This is a genomic window from Acidipila sp. EB88, from assembly GCF_003858395.1.
Classification (GTDB): domain Bacteria; phylum Acidobacteriota; class Terriglobia; order Terriglobales; family Acidobacteriaceae; genus EB88.
The window spans coordinates 3,319,654-3,334,477 of sequence record NZ_QWEV01000005.1 but is presented as its reverse complement, the minus strand read 5'-3'; the positions used below and the strand labels follow the sequence as shown (position 1 = coordinate 3,334,477).

Below are 14,824 nucleotides of genomic sequence, written 5' to 3'. Positions count from 1 at the left end.
GCACATCGCTCTCGACTGGCGCCTGTATTAGGTATTCAAGCGTGGGCCGGGCATCCGCGATGGGTCAGGGTGTTCACCACCTGAAGGAAGGTGATCGGTCGCTCGTGCCCCGTTTTTCACTTCTTGGACAGAGCGCGTGGAAGTCGATCCCGCATGGTTGCGCCCCCTCCCTGATGCACACCTAAACCAACCCACTGCGGGCTCGATTGGAATGTAAGAGGAAGGAGGCTCACTTTGACTGCCAGGACATCATTACGCAACAACTGGCCTGAGTACCTTATCGAAGGATGTCTCATCGGGGCCTTTATGTTTTTGGTGTGTTTACTAATAGTTGTGCTGGAGTCTCCAACTTCCGTTCTGTTCAGGTCCATTCCAGACGATCGGACGCGCCTTGTGATCCTTGCCGCTGCTATCGGTGTCGTAGTGAGTGTAATAATCCAATCGCCTTGGGGAAAACGATCTGGGGCTCATCTGAATCCTGCAGTCACGATCGCGTTTTTGCGCTTGCGGCGCATTCAGCCGTGGAACGCTTTCTTTTACGTCCTATCGCACTTTGTCGGAGCATTTCTGGGAGTCATGGGCATCCTGCTCACAGTCGGGAGTTCGTTCAGGAATCCTCCGGTTCATTATGCGGTCACTGTCCCCGGACCGAGCGGAGACTTTATGGCATTTCTCGCCGAGACGCTTATCTCGGCGCTCCTCATGGCGCTTATCCTGTTCTTTATCCGGTCTTCTCGGCGGATTGCCTTTACAGGTGTGGCTGTCGGCGCCCTCATCGCGATCCTGATTACCGTTGAATCGCCAATTTCAGGAACGAGCATGAATCCTGCGCGAACACTAGCCACTGCGTTTGCAGGCCGCGTATGGCAACACCTATGGATCTATTTGTTCGGACCGCTCCTGGGGATGTTGATAGCCGCGGAGGTCCACCGCCACTTTTGGCCAGAAGCTCCAGCCCGAGATCCTCTCAGTTGCGCGAAGTTGCTGCACCCGGATACCGTCCGATGCATCCATTGCGGTCATCAGCCGCGCCGAGACTCGGAAGGCAGCAGCCCGACATAGAGAGTCACCATCAGGCTTTGCAACATGATCTGTACTCCATACAAGATCCCTACTCTTGGCAGAAATTGCCCTTTAAATGTCAAATCTTCTTGTTTAGATGAGCGTCCTAAGGATGTTCGTCGAGCTTCACATCCGCTCATCTGCTGATCGGGTATGGGACATAGTCAGCGGCTACGGTTGGCCACGGTGCGCGAGGTCGGCTGCAGAGCGTAGGTTCGATGCTGCGGTGGCCTGGCAGCGCATAACAATGAAGGATAGAGGCGCGGCATGGCTACATTTCGGCTGGTAGTGGAAACATTGGGTTTAATGATATTTTTCGGCTTCCTGACGGTGGCCTGCCTTCCCTCGGCGGCGATCCGGCAGCTTGTGAAGCAAATCACGCGTAAGCCCTAGCACACGGGCCTCTTGGATCGTCAGGAGAGCCGGTAGTGTGAGGTCCACAGATGCGGTGCACCCGACAACGTTTAGGAAGGGTCCGCCAAGGCGCTTGTTGCAGCTGACGCCGCGGCATGAGGAAACAGGTGTGGAGACAAGCATGGGTGTAGACAACGATGCGCGGTTCTCGACAAGTTGAAGAACAGCAAGCAGCATACTCACACGAAGGTGCACGCGTAAAAGGCTGACAATGTCGCCAAGCGGCATCGACATCCAAGCGACCACATTCTGTCATGGTGGCACGAACGGAATCGCGCTTGGAAGTGGCAGCCATAGCGAGCTGAGGACCAGGCGAGACATTTATCGCGCATTACAACTCTTGCAAGCGTTAGTGAAAAGGAGATTCAACGTGGCAGGCTTAACAACGAATATCGTCGGAGACGTTCAGGCTTCAAAAGCTGAAGCCTTCTCAAGGCTTCACGTGCCGGGAGATCCGGTCGTGCTATACAACGTCTGGGACGCAGGGAGCGCACAGACAGTTGCTAAAGCCGGAGCAAAGGCGATTGCAACGAGCAGTTGGGCTGTGGCTAAGGCCCACGGTTCCGAAGATGGTGAACGAATCCCTTATGAGGATGCGATCCGAAATCTCCGAGAAATTGCTGCAGCGGTCGACCTTCCGGTTTCATTCGACCTTGAAAGCGGCTATGGCGAAACACCTGAAGCTGTGAGCCGAAGCATTTCCTTGGCGATCGGCGCTGGTGCCATCGGCTGCAATATCGAAGACAGACTTCCCGGCACTGGCTCTATTCGAGACGCATTGCTTCAAGCTGCGCGAATTCGTAGCGCCCGCCGAGCTGCCTCTGAGAGTAAGGTCTCTTTCTTTATCAACGCCAGGACGGACCTCTTTTTCCAAGGGCCTTCGGTGCCTCACGATGAGGCTCTGTTAGCCAGACTAATTGAGCGGTCTCATGCATACGCTGAGGCTGGCGCCAGCGGCCTCTTCGTCCCAGGGCTTGCTGCGGTGGATCTCATTGCCGAACTAACAAAACAATCTTCCCTTCCCATAAACATCCTCACTGATTCACCAGAGACTGTGCGACTGCTCGCAGACATCGGTGTTGCACGCATCAGCTACGGCGCAGGGCCTTACATCGAATCCCTGCGAGCACTCGAACAAGCTGCGCGAGCCGCACTTAACTAGTGCCGGACGTAGGCAGGTGTCGCGGCGACCAGACATGCGACACCTGTTAAGCCCTTTGACTCGCGTTGGCGCTGAGAATTACGACCGCTTGAAGAATCTTCAGACTGTACCAAACGATACGCACACGGAACGTGCAGGGGAAGACATGGAACACACAATCACGCAGACGACCGGGAACACCGGTGAGCAAGAACCGGCCAAACATGGGCACAAGTCATATTTGGGAATTGGCGCCTTAGTCATGATCGTGATCGCTGCCGTCGTTGTTGGTTCACGGCTGTTTCACGGGGAAGCCGCCACTGCCGCTGCTCCGACACCTACAGTTGTCGTCGGTCAACCAGTCCACAAGCAGCTCCACGGCCGACTACAATTTCTTGGGCAGTTTTCCGCTGTCGATCAAGTCGAACTCCGCGCACAAGTTGGTGGCACTCTCACCTTTATAGGTTTCAAAGACGGAGACATCGTCCGTAAGGGTAGCCTGTTATTTACGATTGATCCCACGCCTTATCAAATCAGGCTTGATCAGGGAAATGCCCAAATCGCCAGTGCTAAGGCCCGTCTCGAACTTGCAGGTACTGAGTTGGACCGGGCCCAAACGCTCCAACAGACAGACGCAGGTACCATTGAGAACGTAGAACAACGCAAGGCGGAGCTACGTTCAGCGCAGGCTGCGCTGAACGAAGCTGAGGCTCTGGTTCGCGACGCCAAATTCGATCTAGACCGCACGCATGTCTTTGCACCGTTCTCGGGCCGCATGGGTACGCACCTTGTTTCGGTTGGAAATCTTGTATCCGGAAACCGGATCGGCGGCAGTTCTACTACTCTTTTGGCTACGATTGTCTCCACCAATCCTATCTATCTCAACTTTGATATGAGTGAAGGGGACTATCTCAGTTTCGGACGTGAGCGCGCAATCCACAAAGACGCACTCCGTAACAAGGTAGACATCGCTCTAAGTGACGAAAGCTCCTTCGCTCGCCAGGGAACGCTCAATTTCCTCGATAACACTCTCGATCGTTCCAGCGGCACGATTCATGCTCGTGCCACCGTTCCCAATGAGGACCTTCTTTTAACACCTGGCGAATTTGGAAGGGTTCGTCTCAACCTTCAGTCCTCGCGCGAAGTATTTCTAGTGCCCGATTCGGTTGTAACTGCGGACCAGACTGATCGAATGATCCTTGTGGTCGCTCCCGATGGGATCGTGAGGACCAAGAAAGTACAAACAGGCGCGTTGCGTTACGGGTTGCGGGTTGTATACAGCGGTCTTTCGGCTTCGGATCGAGTAATCATTGGCGGTCCCCCCGTTCGTCCTGATACCAAAGTGTCGACGAAGGATGGCTCTATCACCGTAGGTTCAGATGATGGGAGCAACTAAGAAAAGCCATGACACTTCCTCATTTTTTCATCGAGCATCCTCGTTTTGCGATTGTCTTGAACGTTTTTATCGTTCTGGCCGGCTTTGCCACCATGGTTTCGCTACCGATTGCGCAGTACCCCAACATCGTTCCACCTACCATCAGGGTAACCACACTCTATCCAGGGGCGTCCGCAGATGTAATCGCACGAACGGTGGCAACTCCCCTCGAGCAGGCCATCAACGGTGTGGAAGGTTCGGAGTACATCACTAGCCAGTCGACAGGCAATGGCCAGCTGACCTTGACGGTAATCTTCAAGATTGGTAGCGACGCTAACACAGACCTACTTCTTACTCAGACACGCGTACAGAACACGTTGTCTCGTCTCCCGCAGGAGGTTCAGCTTCAAGGCGTGCAAACCAAGAAAGCGATCGATGATCTCTTGCTGGGTGTTCACGTCTATTCGCCCGACGGCTCTCGATCTCCTGAGTACCTCTCGAACTACATGATTCACATACGAGACGAAATCGCTAGGCTGCCTGGAGTCTCTGATTTCCAGCTCTTTGGTGACCGTCAGTATGCAATGCGTATCTGGGTTGATCCCGACAAGGCCGCGGCTTACAACATCTCTGCCACCGAGATCCTTGCGGCGCTCAGAGCGCAGAATGCCCAGATTTCCGCTGGCGTGTTGAACCAGCCTCCGGTTGCAACAAGGGGCGCTTACCAGATCAATATCGAAGCTTTAGGAAGACTCACTACCCCTCAACAATTTGAAGATGTCATCGTCAAGAACGATCCGCAAGGACGGATCACGAGGATCCGGGACATCGGTCGCGCAGAACTCGGTGCTGCAGACTATAGTTCACTTGGATACGCAGATCGTCATCCGGGCGCGCCATTCTTTGTAGTCCCGACACCCGATGCAAACGTCGTTCAACTCGAGCATGCCATTTGGGCGAAAATGGCGGATGCCGCAAAGACCTTCCCTTCTGGCGTAGGTTATTTGCATATCTACGATCCTACTACCTTTGTGAGTCAGTCAATTCACGAGGTCATCGTTACCGTCTTCATCGCAATCTTGCTTGTAGTTTTCGTGGTGTACGTGTTCTTACAGAGTTGGCGGGCGACCCTCATTCCGGTTGTTGCCATTCCGGTATCTCTCATTGGCACCTTCACGATCCTGACCATCCTCGGCGGTTCCGTAAACAACCTATCATTGTTTGGACTTGTGCTGGCCGTTGGAATTGTTGTCGACGATGCCATCGTCGTAGTTGAAAACGTGGAACGCAACATGGCTCGTGGTCTGAGTCCATTAGAGGCTGCCCATGAGACCATGAACGAAGTGTCAACGGCTCTTGTTGCGATCGCGTTAACCCTATGTGCCGTGTTCGTGCCTGTAGCCTTTATCTCTGGGATACCAGGGCTCTTTTTTAAACAGTTCGCCATAACCATCGCAGGATCAACAATCATCTCCTGTTTCGTTTCGCTTACTCTCAGCCCGGCGTTGTGCGCTGTGCTTCTGAAGACACACCCAACTGGAACGGAACATGGCGAGCGGACCGGAGTATCTCGTATCACTCGCCCGATATTCTCGCGGTTCAATGCTGCTTTTGAGTGGCTGTCAAAGAGGTATGGCAATCTTACGAGCCGCTTTGTACGGGTGACAGGCGTAGTGTTTGTCGTTTATCTGGCTTTCATTGGGCTGACGGGGCTGCAGATGTCGAGGATGGCCACTGGTTTTATTCCGCAGCAGGATATTGGCTATCTGGCTATCGTGTGTCAGCTCCCGCCCGGATCAAGTTTGGCGCGGACTGACGAAGTCGTGCGCGAAGTGAATGACCTTACCCTCAACACTTATGGCAGCAAGCACACCTCCCCAGTGACCGGCCTGGACGTGACAACGAACACCATCGCTCCGAACGTAGGAACTGTTTTCACGTCTCTACCTTCTTTATATGGTGAGCATCTTGATGGTGTAAACGCAGCGTACATGGTGACCGCCCTTCGAAAGAAATTCGCCGGTTTCAAAGGTGCCAACATCTTGGTGGTGAACCCACCAGCCGTCAAGGGACTTGGCTCAGCCGGCGGCTTCAAGATGATGCTCGAAGATCGTGCGGAGCTTGGACCGCAGGCTTTGGCAGAGGCGACCAACAAACTCGTCAACGCAGCGAATCATGATCCCGCGTTTGCAGGCGTCTTCACTCTCTACAACGCTGGTTCCCCAAGCGTCTATGTCGATATTGATCGCGAGAAAGCGGAGAAACTCGGACTGTCAACATCTGATGTCTTTCCGACGCTCGAACTCTACATGGGCTCACAGTACGTAAACGACTTCAACTTTCTCGGTAGAACCTACCCGGTTTTTGTCGAGGGCGATCAGCAATTTCGACAGACAACGGACGAGATCGGTCGTTTAAAGGTACGCAACGCTAATGGTGACATGGTTCCAATCAGCACTGTCGCATCGTTCAAAGAGAAGACGACCCCCTATCGCGTGCCCCGCTATAACCTTTATCCCGCCTCGGAGGTGATGGGTGAACCCGCGGCGGGCGTCTCGTCGGGCGCTGCCCTGAAACGCATTGAAACGTTGGCAAACGAGAACCTACCACCAGGGATCTCTTTCGAGTGGACGGATCTTGCGTATCAGCAGGCAAAGAAGGGCATCCCAACTGTCGCGATCTTTGGTGCGTCAGCCCTGTTCGTCTTCCTTGTGCTCGCAGCTCAGTACGAGAGTTGGAAGATTCCCCTTGCAATCGTTTTGATCGTGCCGATGTGTCTCCTTGCGGCGACGACCGGACTCCATATCAGGGCGATGCCCATCGACATCCTCGCTCAGATCGGTTTTGTGGTCCTGCTTGGGCTCGCCGCCAAGAACGCAATTCTGATTGTCGAGTTTGCGAAACAGAGGCAAGATCACGATGGTGTGGGCGCGCAGGAAGCTGCAGTTCATTCTGCGCAGGTCCGACTGCGCCCCATCCTTATGACCTCGTTTGCGTTTATCGCCGGCGTATTTCCACTCGCCATCGCAGTGGGGGCAGGTTCTGAGATGCGACGGTCCTTAGGAACTACGGTGTTCTCCGGAATGTTAGGCGTGACCATGTTCGGCCTTCTTTTCACTCCTGCGTTCTATGCACTCGTCCGGAAAAAAGGGGGAAAAGCATGAATCGGTCTGGCTCTTTCGTTGCAACTACCATGCTGAGTGGCTTGGTACTCGCGTTATTTCTCCAAGGCTGTTCGGTGGGGCCGAAGTATAGAGCACCAAAGCCTCCAGGAGCGGAGATGGCGCCCTTCCACAACAGGCTGAACGATACAGATGCCAGAGAGACTTCATCGACGACATTAGACGAATGGTGGTCGGGCTTTAGTGATGCGAAGCTGGTAACGATTGTTCGACGGGCCCTTGCTCAAAACCTCGACCTCGCGGCATCACTTGAACGTGTCAACCAGGCGCGTGCAGCAGCCGGCGGCGCGGCTGCACGCCTCTACCCAACGGGGGAGTTCGATGCTTCCGCCACCATCGAACATCAGAGCTTGGATGGCAATCTCGGTACTATCTCTCGCAGCGTCCCCTCGTTTCGCCGAAACATTCGTGAGTACACCGTCGGTCCTGCCGCCAGTTGGGAACTCGACGTTGCAGGTGGTATACGGCATAACGCAGCCGAGGCGAGGGATGAAGTTCAGGTTGCAGAAGCTAACCGCATCGGCACCCGGATTATCGTCACGGCGGACGCGGCGGACGCGTATTTTCAGGTGCGTGGATATCAGGCCCAAATCGCGCTTACCAGAAGTCAGATCGACACTGATGAGCATTTGCTCAAACTGGTTCACAACCGCTATGACGCAGGTGCTGCCACCAAGCGAGAGATCGCGCAGGCACAAGCGCTTCTGCAACAAGCACACGCGACGCTTCCACCCTTACAACTCGCCCTTGAACGGCAGCTGAATCGTTTGGACGTCTTGATGGGAGCTCAACCTGGAACATATGCGCGTGAATTGGAGGATGTCACTCCGGTGCCTTTGATTCCACGGATGACGAACCAACAACCTGTAGATGTACTACGTCGCCGCCCCGACATCATAGCCGCCGAGCGAAAGCTGGCCGCGACGAACGAACGCATCGGCGTCGCCGTTGCCGAGTACTACCCAAAGGTTTCACTCGCGGGTGTTCTTGGCTTCGATAGCTTAAACTCCGGAAGCCTTTTCACCGCAGCTAGTTTTCAACCGGCCGCGACAGCCGGACTGCGGTGGCGACTCTTTGATTTTGGACGGGTCGGGGCGGAAGTAAAACAGGCGCGCGGCGCTAACGCTGAAGCCCTTCTTACGTATCGGCAAACGGTTCTGAAGGCTGCTGAAGACGTAGAGAACGCAATCGCAGGGCTTGCGGAGACCGAGGCTTTCGATACTGAGGTTCAAGCGGAAGTGCAATCCCTCACGCAAGCTCGCGATCTATCACAGCAGGCCTATCGCGCCGGGTCTATCACACTCACCGACGTTCTTGACGCGGATAGACAGTTGCTGGTTGCGCAAGACCAGCTTGTTGCCAACCGTGCGGATACAGCTAGAGCAGCTGTACTCGTCTTCCGTTCGTTTGGCGGAGGGTGGCAGGCCCCCAAATAACATAAATGAATGGGCGACTTGAATCTCCTTCTCTTGCACCCTGCTAATTACAGCGAGCGGTCCGCAGGCCAGCCTCCCTCACAATCGCTGAAATCTGAAAGGCAATGGGTATGCGAACAGCGCCGGAAGTGAACTCGGAAGTCGATCTCATCAGGGCCTTATTCGGAGGTAAATGGAGGTTCGATGTCGTCCGTAATCTTTGCGTCAGCCCTCAAAGGCTCAGTACCCTCGGCCGGTGTATGCCGAACGCACGTAAAAAGGTGCTCATTGATACCCTGCATGCCCTTGAGGATCTCGGATGGATCCGACGCTCCGACCTCAGCCCTAGAAATAGGTCGGTTGAATACTCGCTCTCTGGGCCATGGAAGGAAAGAATCGAGCTCGCAGTGAGAAGAATCACGAATGAAAGCGATACCAGCCACGGAACCATCGCTGATCAGAAGTTCTCTAAGCCAAGTACTTCCTTGATCGAGTGTCAATTTGGCGAGGGCGCCGTCGGCCACACGGCCATTCCTCCTTAACCATCGCTTCCAGAGCTGATGCCGACGCTCCATCGTGGGACTGGATTCCGATGCTCTGAACGATCGCTTTGAACCAGCTCATCCTGGCCGCGCGGATCACTCTGGACACCGACACCGGCGTATCTTCGTCGCTCGTTGCGAGTGTCCCTAAACAGCCGCTTGGGCGAAAGGTTACAGATGTCAGTTCCTTAACGGTAGCCATCAGGAGAGCTTCAGTACCGGCCCGTACACTCCTAGTGTTCTTGAGGTGATTCCAGAGCAAGTACTCGGAGACTTGCATATACCACTTTACTGCTTCTCTGTATCAGACTTCTTTACTCTCAAAAGCCGCATAAAGGCTAGTAACGCCTATCCCCATCTCTGAGCATAAGGCCGAGACCGAGATTGCGTGAAACCCCTTACGCCAAAATAAGAGCATTGCGCTTTGCCGCGCCTTGTCCCGATCGAATTCTCTTGGGCGTCCAGCAGGCATAATGACGTTCCCCTGCACTAGTGTAGCGCTCGTCGCATATTCCCTGAGTCTGAAAGCTAGGGAGTGTATCCCTTCTGTATCGCCGCTACAGATTAGTTGGCTGTAGAGGGTCACAGAACAAACCTTGCTGGCTGCAGCCAGCACCTACAGAAAGGAATGATCATGTCGAAAACTGTCCTCGTCACCGGAACTTCAAGCGGCTTTGGCAAAGATATAGCCCTCACCCTTGCGCACGCTGGCCACCGTGTCTTTGGGACCATGCGCGGGGTAAACAGCAAACATAGTGGTCCCGCAAAGGAACTCCAAGCTGCAGGCATAGAGGTCATTGAACTCGATGTCACGAAGGACGCAAGTGTCGACAATGCCATAGATTCCCTCTTCAGCAATACCGGTGGCAAGCTGGATGTCGTGATCAACAACGCCGGAGCGTTATTCAATGGGATTTCAGAAACAATTACCTCTGAACAAACCCTACAAATGTTTGATGTCAATGTCGTTGGCATTCAACGCGTACTGCGAGCGGTCCTTCCCAACCTTCGTAAGAACAAAGATGGGCTTGTGATAAATGTGGGCTCGATCCTCGGTCGTGTGACCATCCCGTTCATGGGCCTCTACGGCGCCTCAAAGTTCGCTGTCGAAGCGCTGACGGATAGCTACCGGTATGAGCTCTCACAGCTCGGTGTCGACGTCGTGCTTGTTCAGCCGGGTCCGTATCCCACGAATCTCTACTCCGAGGTCGCAGGTGATGATGCTACCCGCGCCAATGAGTATGGTCCAGTCGCCGAGATCCCTAAAGCATTTGGTGAATTCCTGAGCAATCTGTTCAGCAGCCACGGCGCCCCGGATCCACACGATGTTTCCACAGGTATATTGAGGCTGATCGAAACACCCGCAGGTCACCGTCCTGCTCGCCTCGTTGTGGGGCTTCCATTTGGAGCGGACGCCGCAAATGCGGCAATTGAACCCATTCAAAATCAGTTGATCGAAGGAGTACAGATGGAAGGCCTGAAGGTGCTGAAGACTGCGTAAACGTGAACCAGTGACCGCAGAAGAGGGTGATCGTCAGGTCACCTTCTTCTTCTGGTATTTGCGGCGCTTACCTGCGGTAGAGCGTACCCGCACTTCATCTTGGCAGAGCGGCAAATACTGCCACAATCAACTAGTTCGACACCTTTGGATAATGGCTGCGCAAAGTGGTTTTTGATGTAATGAGCTGTCTGCGGACGGAGGCTATCGATGATGACAACGGATCGGCTCACAATCACAAAAGCTACTCCTGCGTACTGGGCTGTCTCTATCACCAACCCACCAATTAACATCTATGATCCCGAGATGTTTGCGGAGCTCAATGCGCTATTAGACACGCTGGATGCTGACAAGAACGTCAAAGTGATCGTGTTCGAAAGCACGAACCCTGATTTCTTCGTCGCCCACTACGACTTCCTTCGGGCAGACGTGATGCCCAATCAACCAGGGGCCGCTGAGTTCAATGCATGGTCGAGAATGGTGGTTAGGTTTGCACAATCCCGTGTGATAAGTATTGCGAAGATTCGTGGACGTGCACGGGGACAAGGTTCGGAATTGGCACTCGCATGCGACATTCGCTTCGCCTCAAGAGAGAAGGCCATCCTCGGGCAGCCCGAGGTCGGTGTCGGATGCGTGCCTGGAGGCGGAGGTACGGAATGGCTTGCGCAGTTGTGCGGCCGGTCCAGAGCCCTCGAAATTCTCTGTGGAGCTGACGATTTCGATGCGGACACTGCCGAGCGCTATGGATGGATTAACCGCTCAGTTCCTGACGAGGAACTAGATGTCTTTGTGGATCGATTTGCGCGCCGTGTAGCGAGCTTCCTGAAACAGCCACTGGAGCTCGCCAAGAAACTTGTGAATGTAAAAACGGGATTCCCTACAGAGGCTCAACTCTGGAACTCGAACCACGCCTTTCTTGGAACCCAGGTGTGGCCCGAAACTCGGGAGAGATTTGATCGCCTCTTAGCGCTGGGCTTCATGCAGCCCGGTGACATGGAACTGAATATGGGCGAACGGATTGGGCGAGAAGAAGACTTCCGCTAGCTTGCCAAGCTATTCGATTACGATGACGGCGCTTCTAGCGCCGTCATTTTTCTCGTTTCGCTGAGGAGTTGGGAGATGACGTGAATCTGAGCGGGAAGGTTGTGCTCATCGCAGACTGTACTTCGAAGCTTGGCGAAGAGCTTGTGACACAATTATTGGATTCGAGAGCCTGCGTGCTTACTATAGGCAAATCTGACTACGACGAGAGCAAGCGAATTGGTCCTTGCGAGCGTCTGATAGAAACGGGCGTCGACGAACTCACCGTTCGTACCGTGCCGACAGTCGTTGCGTTCGTCGGGGAAGGCGTTGGCAAGCTTGACTCGATTGTCTTCAACAACTACATGGGGCCTACACCTGAAGCCCTTTCTTCTGTTAATGACGCATACTCGTCGTCAATCTTGGATACGCTAAGTTTTCTGCATCCCCTCATAAGGAACGGTGGATCTATCGTCTTCTGTGGCCCACTCGACGCCCACGTCGAAGTGAGGCCCGCTTTTCACACTAAGCTGGCCCTTGCCGTACTTGCAGCTGTAGCCGACCACTGGGCTGCAGTGTTGGGGCCACGCGGGATCCGCGTAAACGTTGTAACGCCCTACCAAGCCGACGATCAACGTCCCCGGGAGGGCTTTCCCCTCCGTGTTCCGCCGAGTCTCAACGAAGAAGATAGCAGTGAGCACGACCGGCTTACCTCTCAGGTAGTTGCTAGAACTGCCGAAAACGTCCTATTTATGGCGTCTGACACGAGCCGGCCTTGGAGCGCGACGCAACTTTTCTCGGATGGTGAACTGCGCGTGATCACGCGAAGGCCTCTTTGAACACCGATCTACCCCTCTTCCATCGGGCCGGAGCAGCCACGGGATTGATGGCATACGAATACAAGCCAAGCGAAACGCTTCGATCGGCGGCTTCTGCGGCGATCACTGAGGACACTTGACAGTCTCCCCGATGCGAATTAGGTTTCGCATCTCTCGTTTTGTGTTTTTATGTCTCCACATCGAGGCCATCCCTGCAAGCACGCCGCGGTCTCGCAATCACAAGGATGGCGCCCACATGATCTCTGGATCCTGGTACCTTAGCGGGTTAAAACACGCAACAATGCCATCACACATGGAAGCATTTGATGCATCATCGCAAGCGACCACAGAGTTATACGGTTTCGCATAGGTCTATGATCCTTCTTTTAGACTGAGGTTGGCATTGCCCGATGGTATGGGGCTATACCATCGAGGATTCGTGATCGCCAGCGTGCTGACACGAGTTCTTCAGTAGGGCAGCAGTGGCACTCACACTGTGCTTAGCCTTGTCACACAACTGCCAAAAGTTAGGCAGACAGTGCCAAGAGTGTTGGCTCATACCAATGGACAATATGCTTTGCCACTCTTTCTTGCTGTAATTGCGCCGGGCCACCCTTCGTTAACGATGCACGAAGGAGAGAGATCTTCCTACCTGACTGTCGTCTCATTCTGGCGGTGAGCGCTGCCTGGCCCAGAGTTGAAAGAGGAAAGGATCCAACAGCATGTCGGCTCTACTCGGGCGAGATAGCAGCCTGCCAACAGCGAATCCATGGCTAATCGCAACTGCTGTAATGCTCGCAACCTTTATGGAAATCCTTGATACGGCGATCGCTTCCGTCGCTTTACCGTACATCGCAGGATCTCTATCAGCCTCAAACGACGAAGCCACTTGGGTATTGACGAGCTATCTAGTCGCAAACGCTGTGATTCTGCCGGCAAGCAACTGGTTTGCGCGCCGCTTCGGGCGGAAACGCTTCCTTGTGACGTGCGTCGCAGTCTTTACGCTCGCCTCGTTCTTATGTGGTTCTGCTCCGACGTTAGCTTTTTTGCTGCTTGCTCGAATTACACAAGGTGCGTCTGGTGGAGCTTTGCAGCCTTTGTCTCAGGCCATTCTTCTTGAGAGCTTTCCGCCTGCGAAGCGTGGGCTCGCAATGGCGTTGTTCGGACTGGGAGTGGTAGTCGCACCGGTCGTTGGCCCCACTCTGGGTGGCTGGCTTACCGACACCTACAGTTGGCGCTACGCGTTCTATATAAACCTGCCAGTGGGGGCACTCGCACTCTTCATGATCGCGCGCTACGTACAAGACCCGCCGCATATCAAGAACGCGATCGCGGGCAGATTCGATGGGCTAGGGTTCGGTCTCCTTACCGTGTGGACCGGTTGCCTTCAAGTCGTTCTTGACAAGGGGCAAGAGGATGGTTGGTTTGGGGCGGTCTGGCTGCGGTGGGCATTGTTGGCATTGACCGTAGCTTTGATCTTGTTTATCGTTCACTGCTTGCATAACCGAAACGCTCTCGTCGATCTGCGGATACTCCAGAATCGGAACTTCGTCGTCGGGTCTCTGTTGATCTTCTCCTTCGGGATAGCACTTTATTCGCTTATCACGACTCTCCCTTTGTTCTTTCAGGAACTGCTCGGCTATACGGCGTTCGACGCTGGAGTAGCTGTTTTCCCACGAGGATTGGGTGCTATTATCGCACTTCCCATCATCACCTATCTGGGAGCGAGGCTTGATACACGTTACCTGTTGACCTTCGGCCTTCTGCTCTTTGGAACGTTAGCTCTTTACTTCGGAAACATTACACTGGACGTTGGCCCGACGACACTGCTGATCCCCATCATTGCGACAGGCTTTGCTTTCTCATTCTGCTTCGTACCCATCAACACTGCTTCGTACGGAACACTCCGTCCGGAGGAGATCGGCAACGCCAGTGGTCTCTACAACCTCATTCGGAACATTGGCGGATCTATTGGTATCTCTCTAGCCCAGACACTACTCATTCGGCGTAGTGCCCTCCATCAAAATGAAATTGTAAATTCTGTCCCCCAAACATCGGACCCGTTTCAGCAGAGGCTGATCGCGCTCGAACAGTATCTCGCGCTGCATGTCAGATCTGAAAACTCATCACAAGCAGCATTGGGACAGTTGTACCTGCAGTTAGGGCACCAAGCCCTTCTATGGTCATTTATCGATTTCTTCCGGTACCTAGCAATTCTTCTATTCGCTTGTATTGCGCTGGTTTGGTGTTTCCAAAAGGTCAAAGGTAATCCGCCTTCCGGAGCACATTGAATGTGCCGGCACTCCGTTAGGTGGATGGGACCACTTCTGGATGACCGCGGGCAATCAGAACAGAAA

General features: G+C 54.1%; 11 protein-coding genes. 10 read left to right on the top strand and 1 reads right to left on the bottom strand.

The window, feature by feature from the left end:
- Positions 1 to 306 precede the first annotated feature (306 nt).
- The 6 genes from D1Y84_RS18990 (at position 307) to D1Y84_RS18985 (ending at position 9,131) form a co-directional block, all read left to right on the top strand.
- Positions 307 to 1,062: an MIP/aquaporin family protein gene (locus D1Y84_RS18990; protein ID WP_370245811.1), complete on the top strand. Its 756-nt coding sequence runs from the start codon at positions 307 to 309 to the stop codon at positions 1,060 to 1,062.
- 625 nt (positions 1,063 to 1,687) lie between these two features.
- Positions 1,688 to 2,638: an isocitrate lyase/phosphoenolpyruvate mutase family protein gene (locus D1Y84_RS14095; protein ID WP_124849257.1), complete on the top strand. Its 951-nt coding sequence runs from the start codon at positions 1,688 to 1,690 to the stop codon at positions 2,636 to 2,638.
- A gap of 145 nt (positions 2,639 to 2,783) precedes the next feature.
- Positions 2,784 to 4,013 (top strand): efflux RND transporter periplasmic adaptor subunit, encoded by a 1,230-nt coding sequence (locus tag D1Y84_RS14090; RefSeq protein ID WP_158615492.1) that lies wholly within the window; start codon positions 2,784 to 2,786, stop codon positions 4,011 to 4,013.
- Positions 4,014 to 4,021: 8 nt separating this feature from the next.
- Entirely contained in the window at positions 4,022 to 7,156 is a 3,135-nt protein-coding gene (locus tag D1Y84_RS14085) for an efflux RND transporter permease subunit (RefSeq protein WP_124849255.1), read from the top strand.
- Entirely contained in the window at positions 7,153 to 8,610 is a 1,458-nt protein-coding gene (locus D1Y84_RS14080) for an efflux transporter outer membrane subunit (protein WP_124849254.1), read from the top strand. The genes D1Y84_RS14085 and D1Y84_RS14080 overlap by 4 nt, the downstream gene beginning before the upstream one ends.
- A gap of 104 nt (positions 8,611 to 8,714) precedes the next feature.
- Positions 8,715 to 9,131 (top strand): helix-turn-helix domain-containing protein, encoded by a 417-nt coding sequence (locus D1Y84_RS18985; protein ID WP_124849253.1) that lies wholly within the window; start codon positions 8,715 to 8,717, stop codon positions 9,129 to 9,131.
- A 304-nt stretch (positions 9,132 to 9,435) separates the two neighbouring features.
- Here the strand turns inward: D1Y84_RS18985 and D1Y84_RS18980 are convergent, their stop codons facing one another.
- A complete protein-coding gene (locus D1Y84_RS18980) occupies positions 9,436 to 9,549 on the bottom strand; it encodes a TetR/AcrR family transcriptional regulator (protein WP_370245810.1) in 114 nt (37 codons plus the stop codon).
- A gap of 216 nt (positions 9,550 to 9,765) precedes the next feature.
- On the opposite strand from D1Y84_RS18980, the gene D1Y84_RS14065 reads away from it, so the two are divergent.
- The 4 genes from D1Y84_RS14065 to D1Y84_RS14050 all read left to right on the top strand — a co-directional run bounded on the left by D1Y84_RS14065 (position 9,766) and on the right by D1Y84_RS14050 (position 14,758).
- A complete protein-coding gene (locus D1Y84_RS14065) occupies positions 9,766 to 10,632 on the top strand; it encodes an SDR family oxidoreductase (protein WP_124849251.1) in 867 nt (288 codons plus the stop codon).
- Between the two features lie 207 nt (positions 10,633 to 10,839).
- Positions 10,840 to 11,673: an enoyl-CoA hydratase/isomerase family protein gene (locus tag D1Y84_RS14060; protein WP_124849250.1), complete on the top strand. Its 834-nt coding sequence runs from the start codon at positions 10,840 to 10,842 to the stop codon at positions 11,671 to 11,673.
- A gap of 80 nt (positions 11,674 to 11,753) precedes the next feature.
- Positions 11,754 to 12,488 (top strand): SDR family oxidoreductase, encoded by a 735-nt coding sequence (locus tag D1Y84_RS14055; RefSeq protein ID WP_124849249.1) that lies wholly within the window; start codon positions 11,754 to 11,756, stop codon positions 12,486 to 12,488.
- A gap of 701 nt (positions 12,489 to 13,189) precedes the next feature.
- Positions 13,190 to 14,758, top strand: coding sequence for a DHA2 family efflux MFS transporter permease subunit (locus tag D1Y84_RS14050; protein ID WP_124849248.1), 1,569 nt, complete (start codon positions 13,190 to 13,192; stop codon positions 14,756 to 14,758).
- The last annotated feature ends 66 nt before the right edge of the window (positions 14,759 to 14,824 follow it).

Excerpts from the sequence above, each read along its gene's own strand:
- D1Y84_RS18990 (WP_370245811.1), top strand. The coding sequence starts at position 307 with ATGTTTTTGGTGTGTTTACTAATAGTTGTGCTGGAGTCTCCAACTTCC.
- D1Y84_RS14095 (WP_124849257.1), top strand. The coding sequence starts at position 1,688 with ATGTCGCCAAGCGGCATCGACATCCAAGCGACCACATTCTGTCATGGT.
- D1Y84_RS14090 (WP_158615492.1), top strand. The coding sequence starts at position 2,784 with ATGGAACACACAATCACGCAGACGACCGGGAACACCGGTGAGCAAGAA.
- D1Y84_RS14085 (WP_124849255.1), top strand. The coding sequence starts at position 4,022 with ATGACACTTCCTCATTTTTTCATCGAGCATCCTCGTTTTGCGATTGTC.
- D1Y84_RS14080 (WP_124849254.1), top strand. The coding sequence starts at position 7,153 with ATGAATCGGTCTGGCTCTTTCGTTGCAACTACCATGCTGAGTGGCTTG.
- D1Y84_RS18985 (WP_124849253.1), top strand. The coding sequence starts at position 8,715 with ATGGGTATGCGAACAGCGCCGGAAGTGAACTCGGAAGTCGATCTCATC.
- D1Y84_RS18980 (WP_370245810.1), bottom strand. The coding sequence starts at position 9,549 with ATGCTCTTATTTTGGCGTAAGGGGTTTCACGCAATCTCGGTCTCGGCC.
- D1Y84_RS14065 (WP_124849251.1), top strand. The coding sequence starts at position 9,766 with ATGTCGAAAACTGTCCTCGTCACCGGAACTTCAAGCGGCTTTGGCAAA.
- D1Y84_RS14060 (WP_124849250.1), top strand. The coding sequence starts at position 10,840 with ATGATGACAACGGATCGGCTCACAATCACAAAAGCTACTCCTGCGTAC.
- D1Y84_RS14050 (WP_124849248.1), top strand. The coding sequence starts at position 13,190 with ATGTCGGCTCTACTCGGGCGAGATAGCAGCCTGCCAACAGCGAATCCA.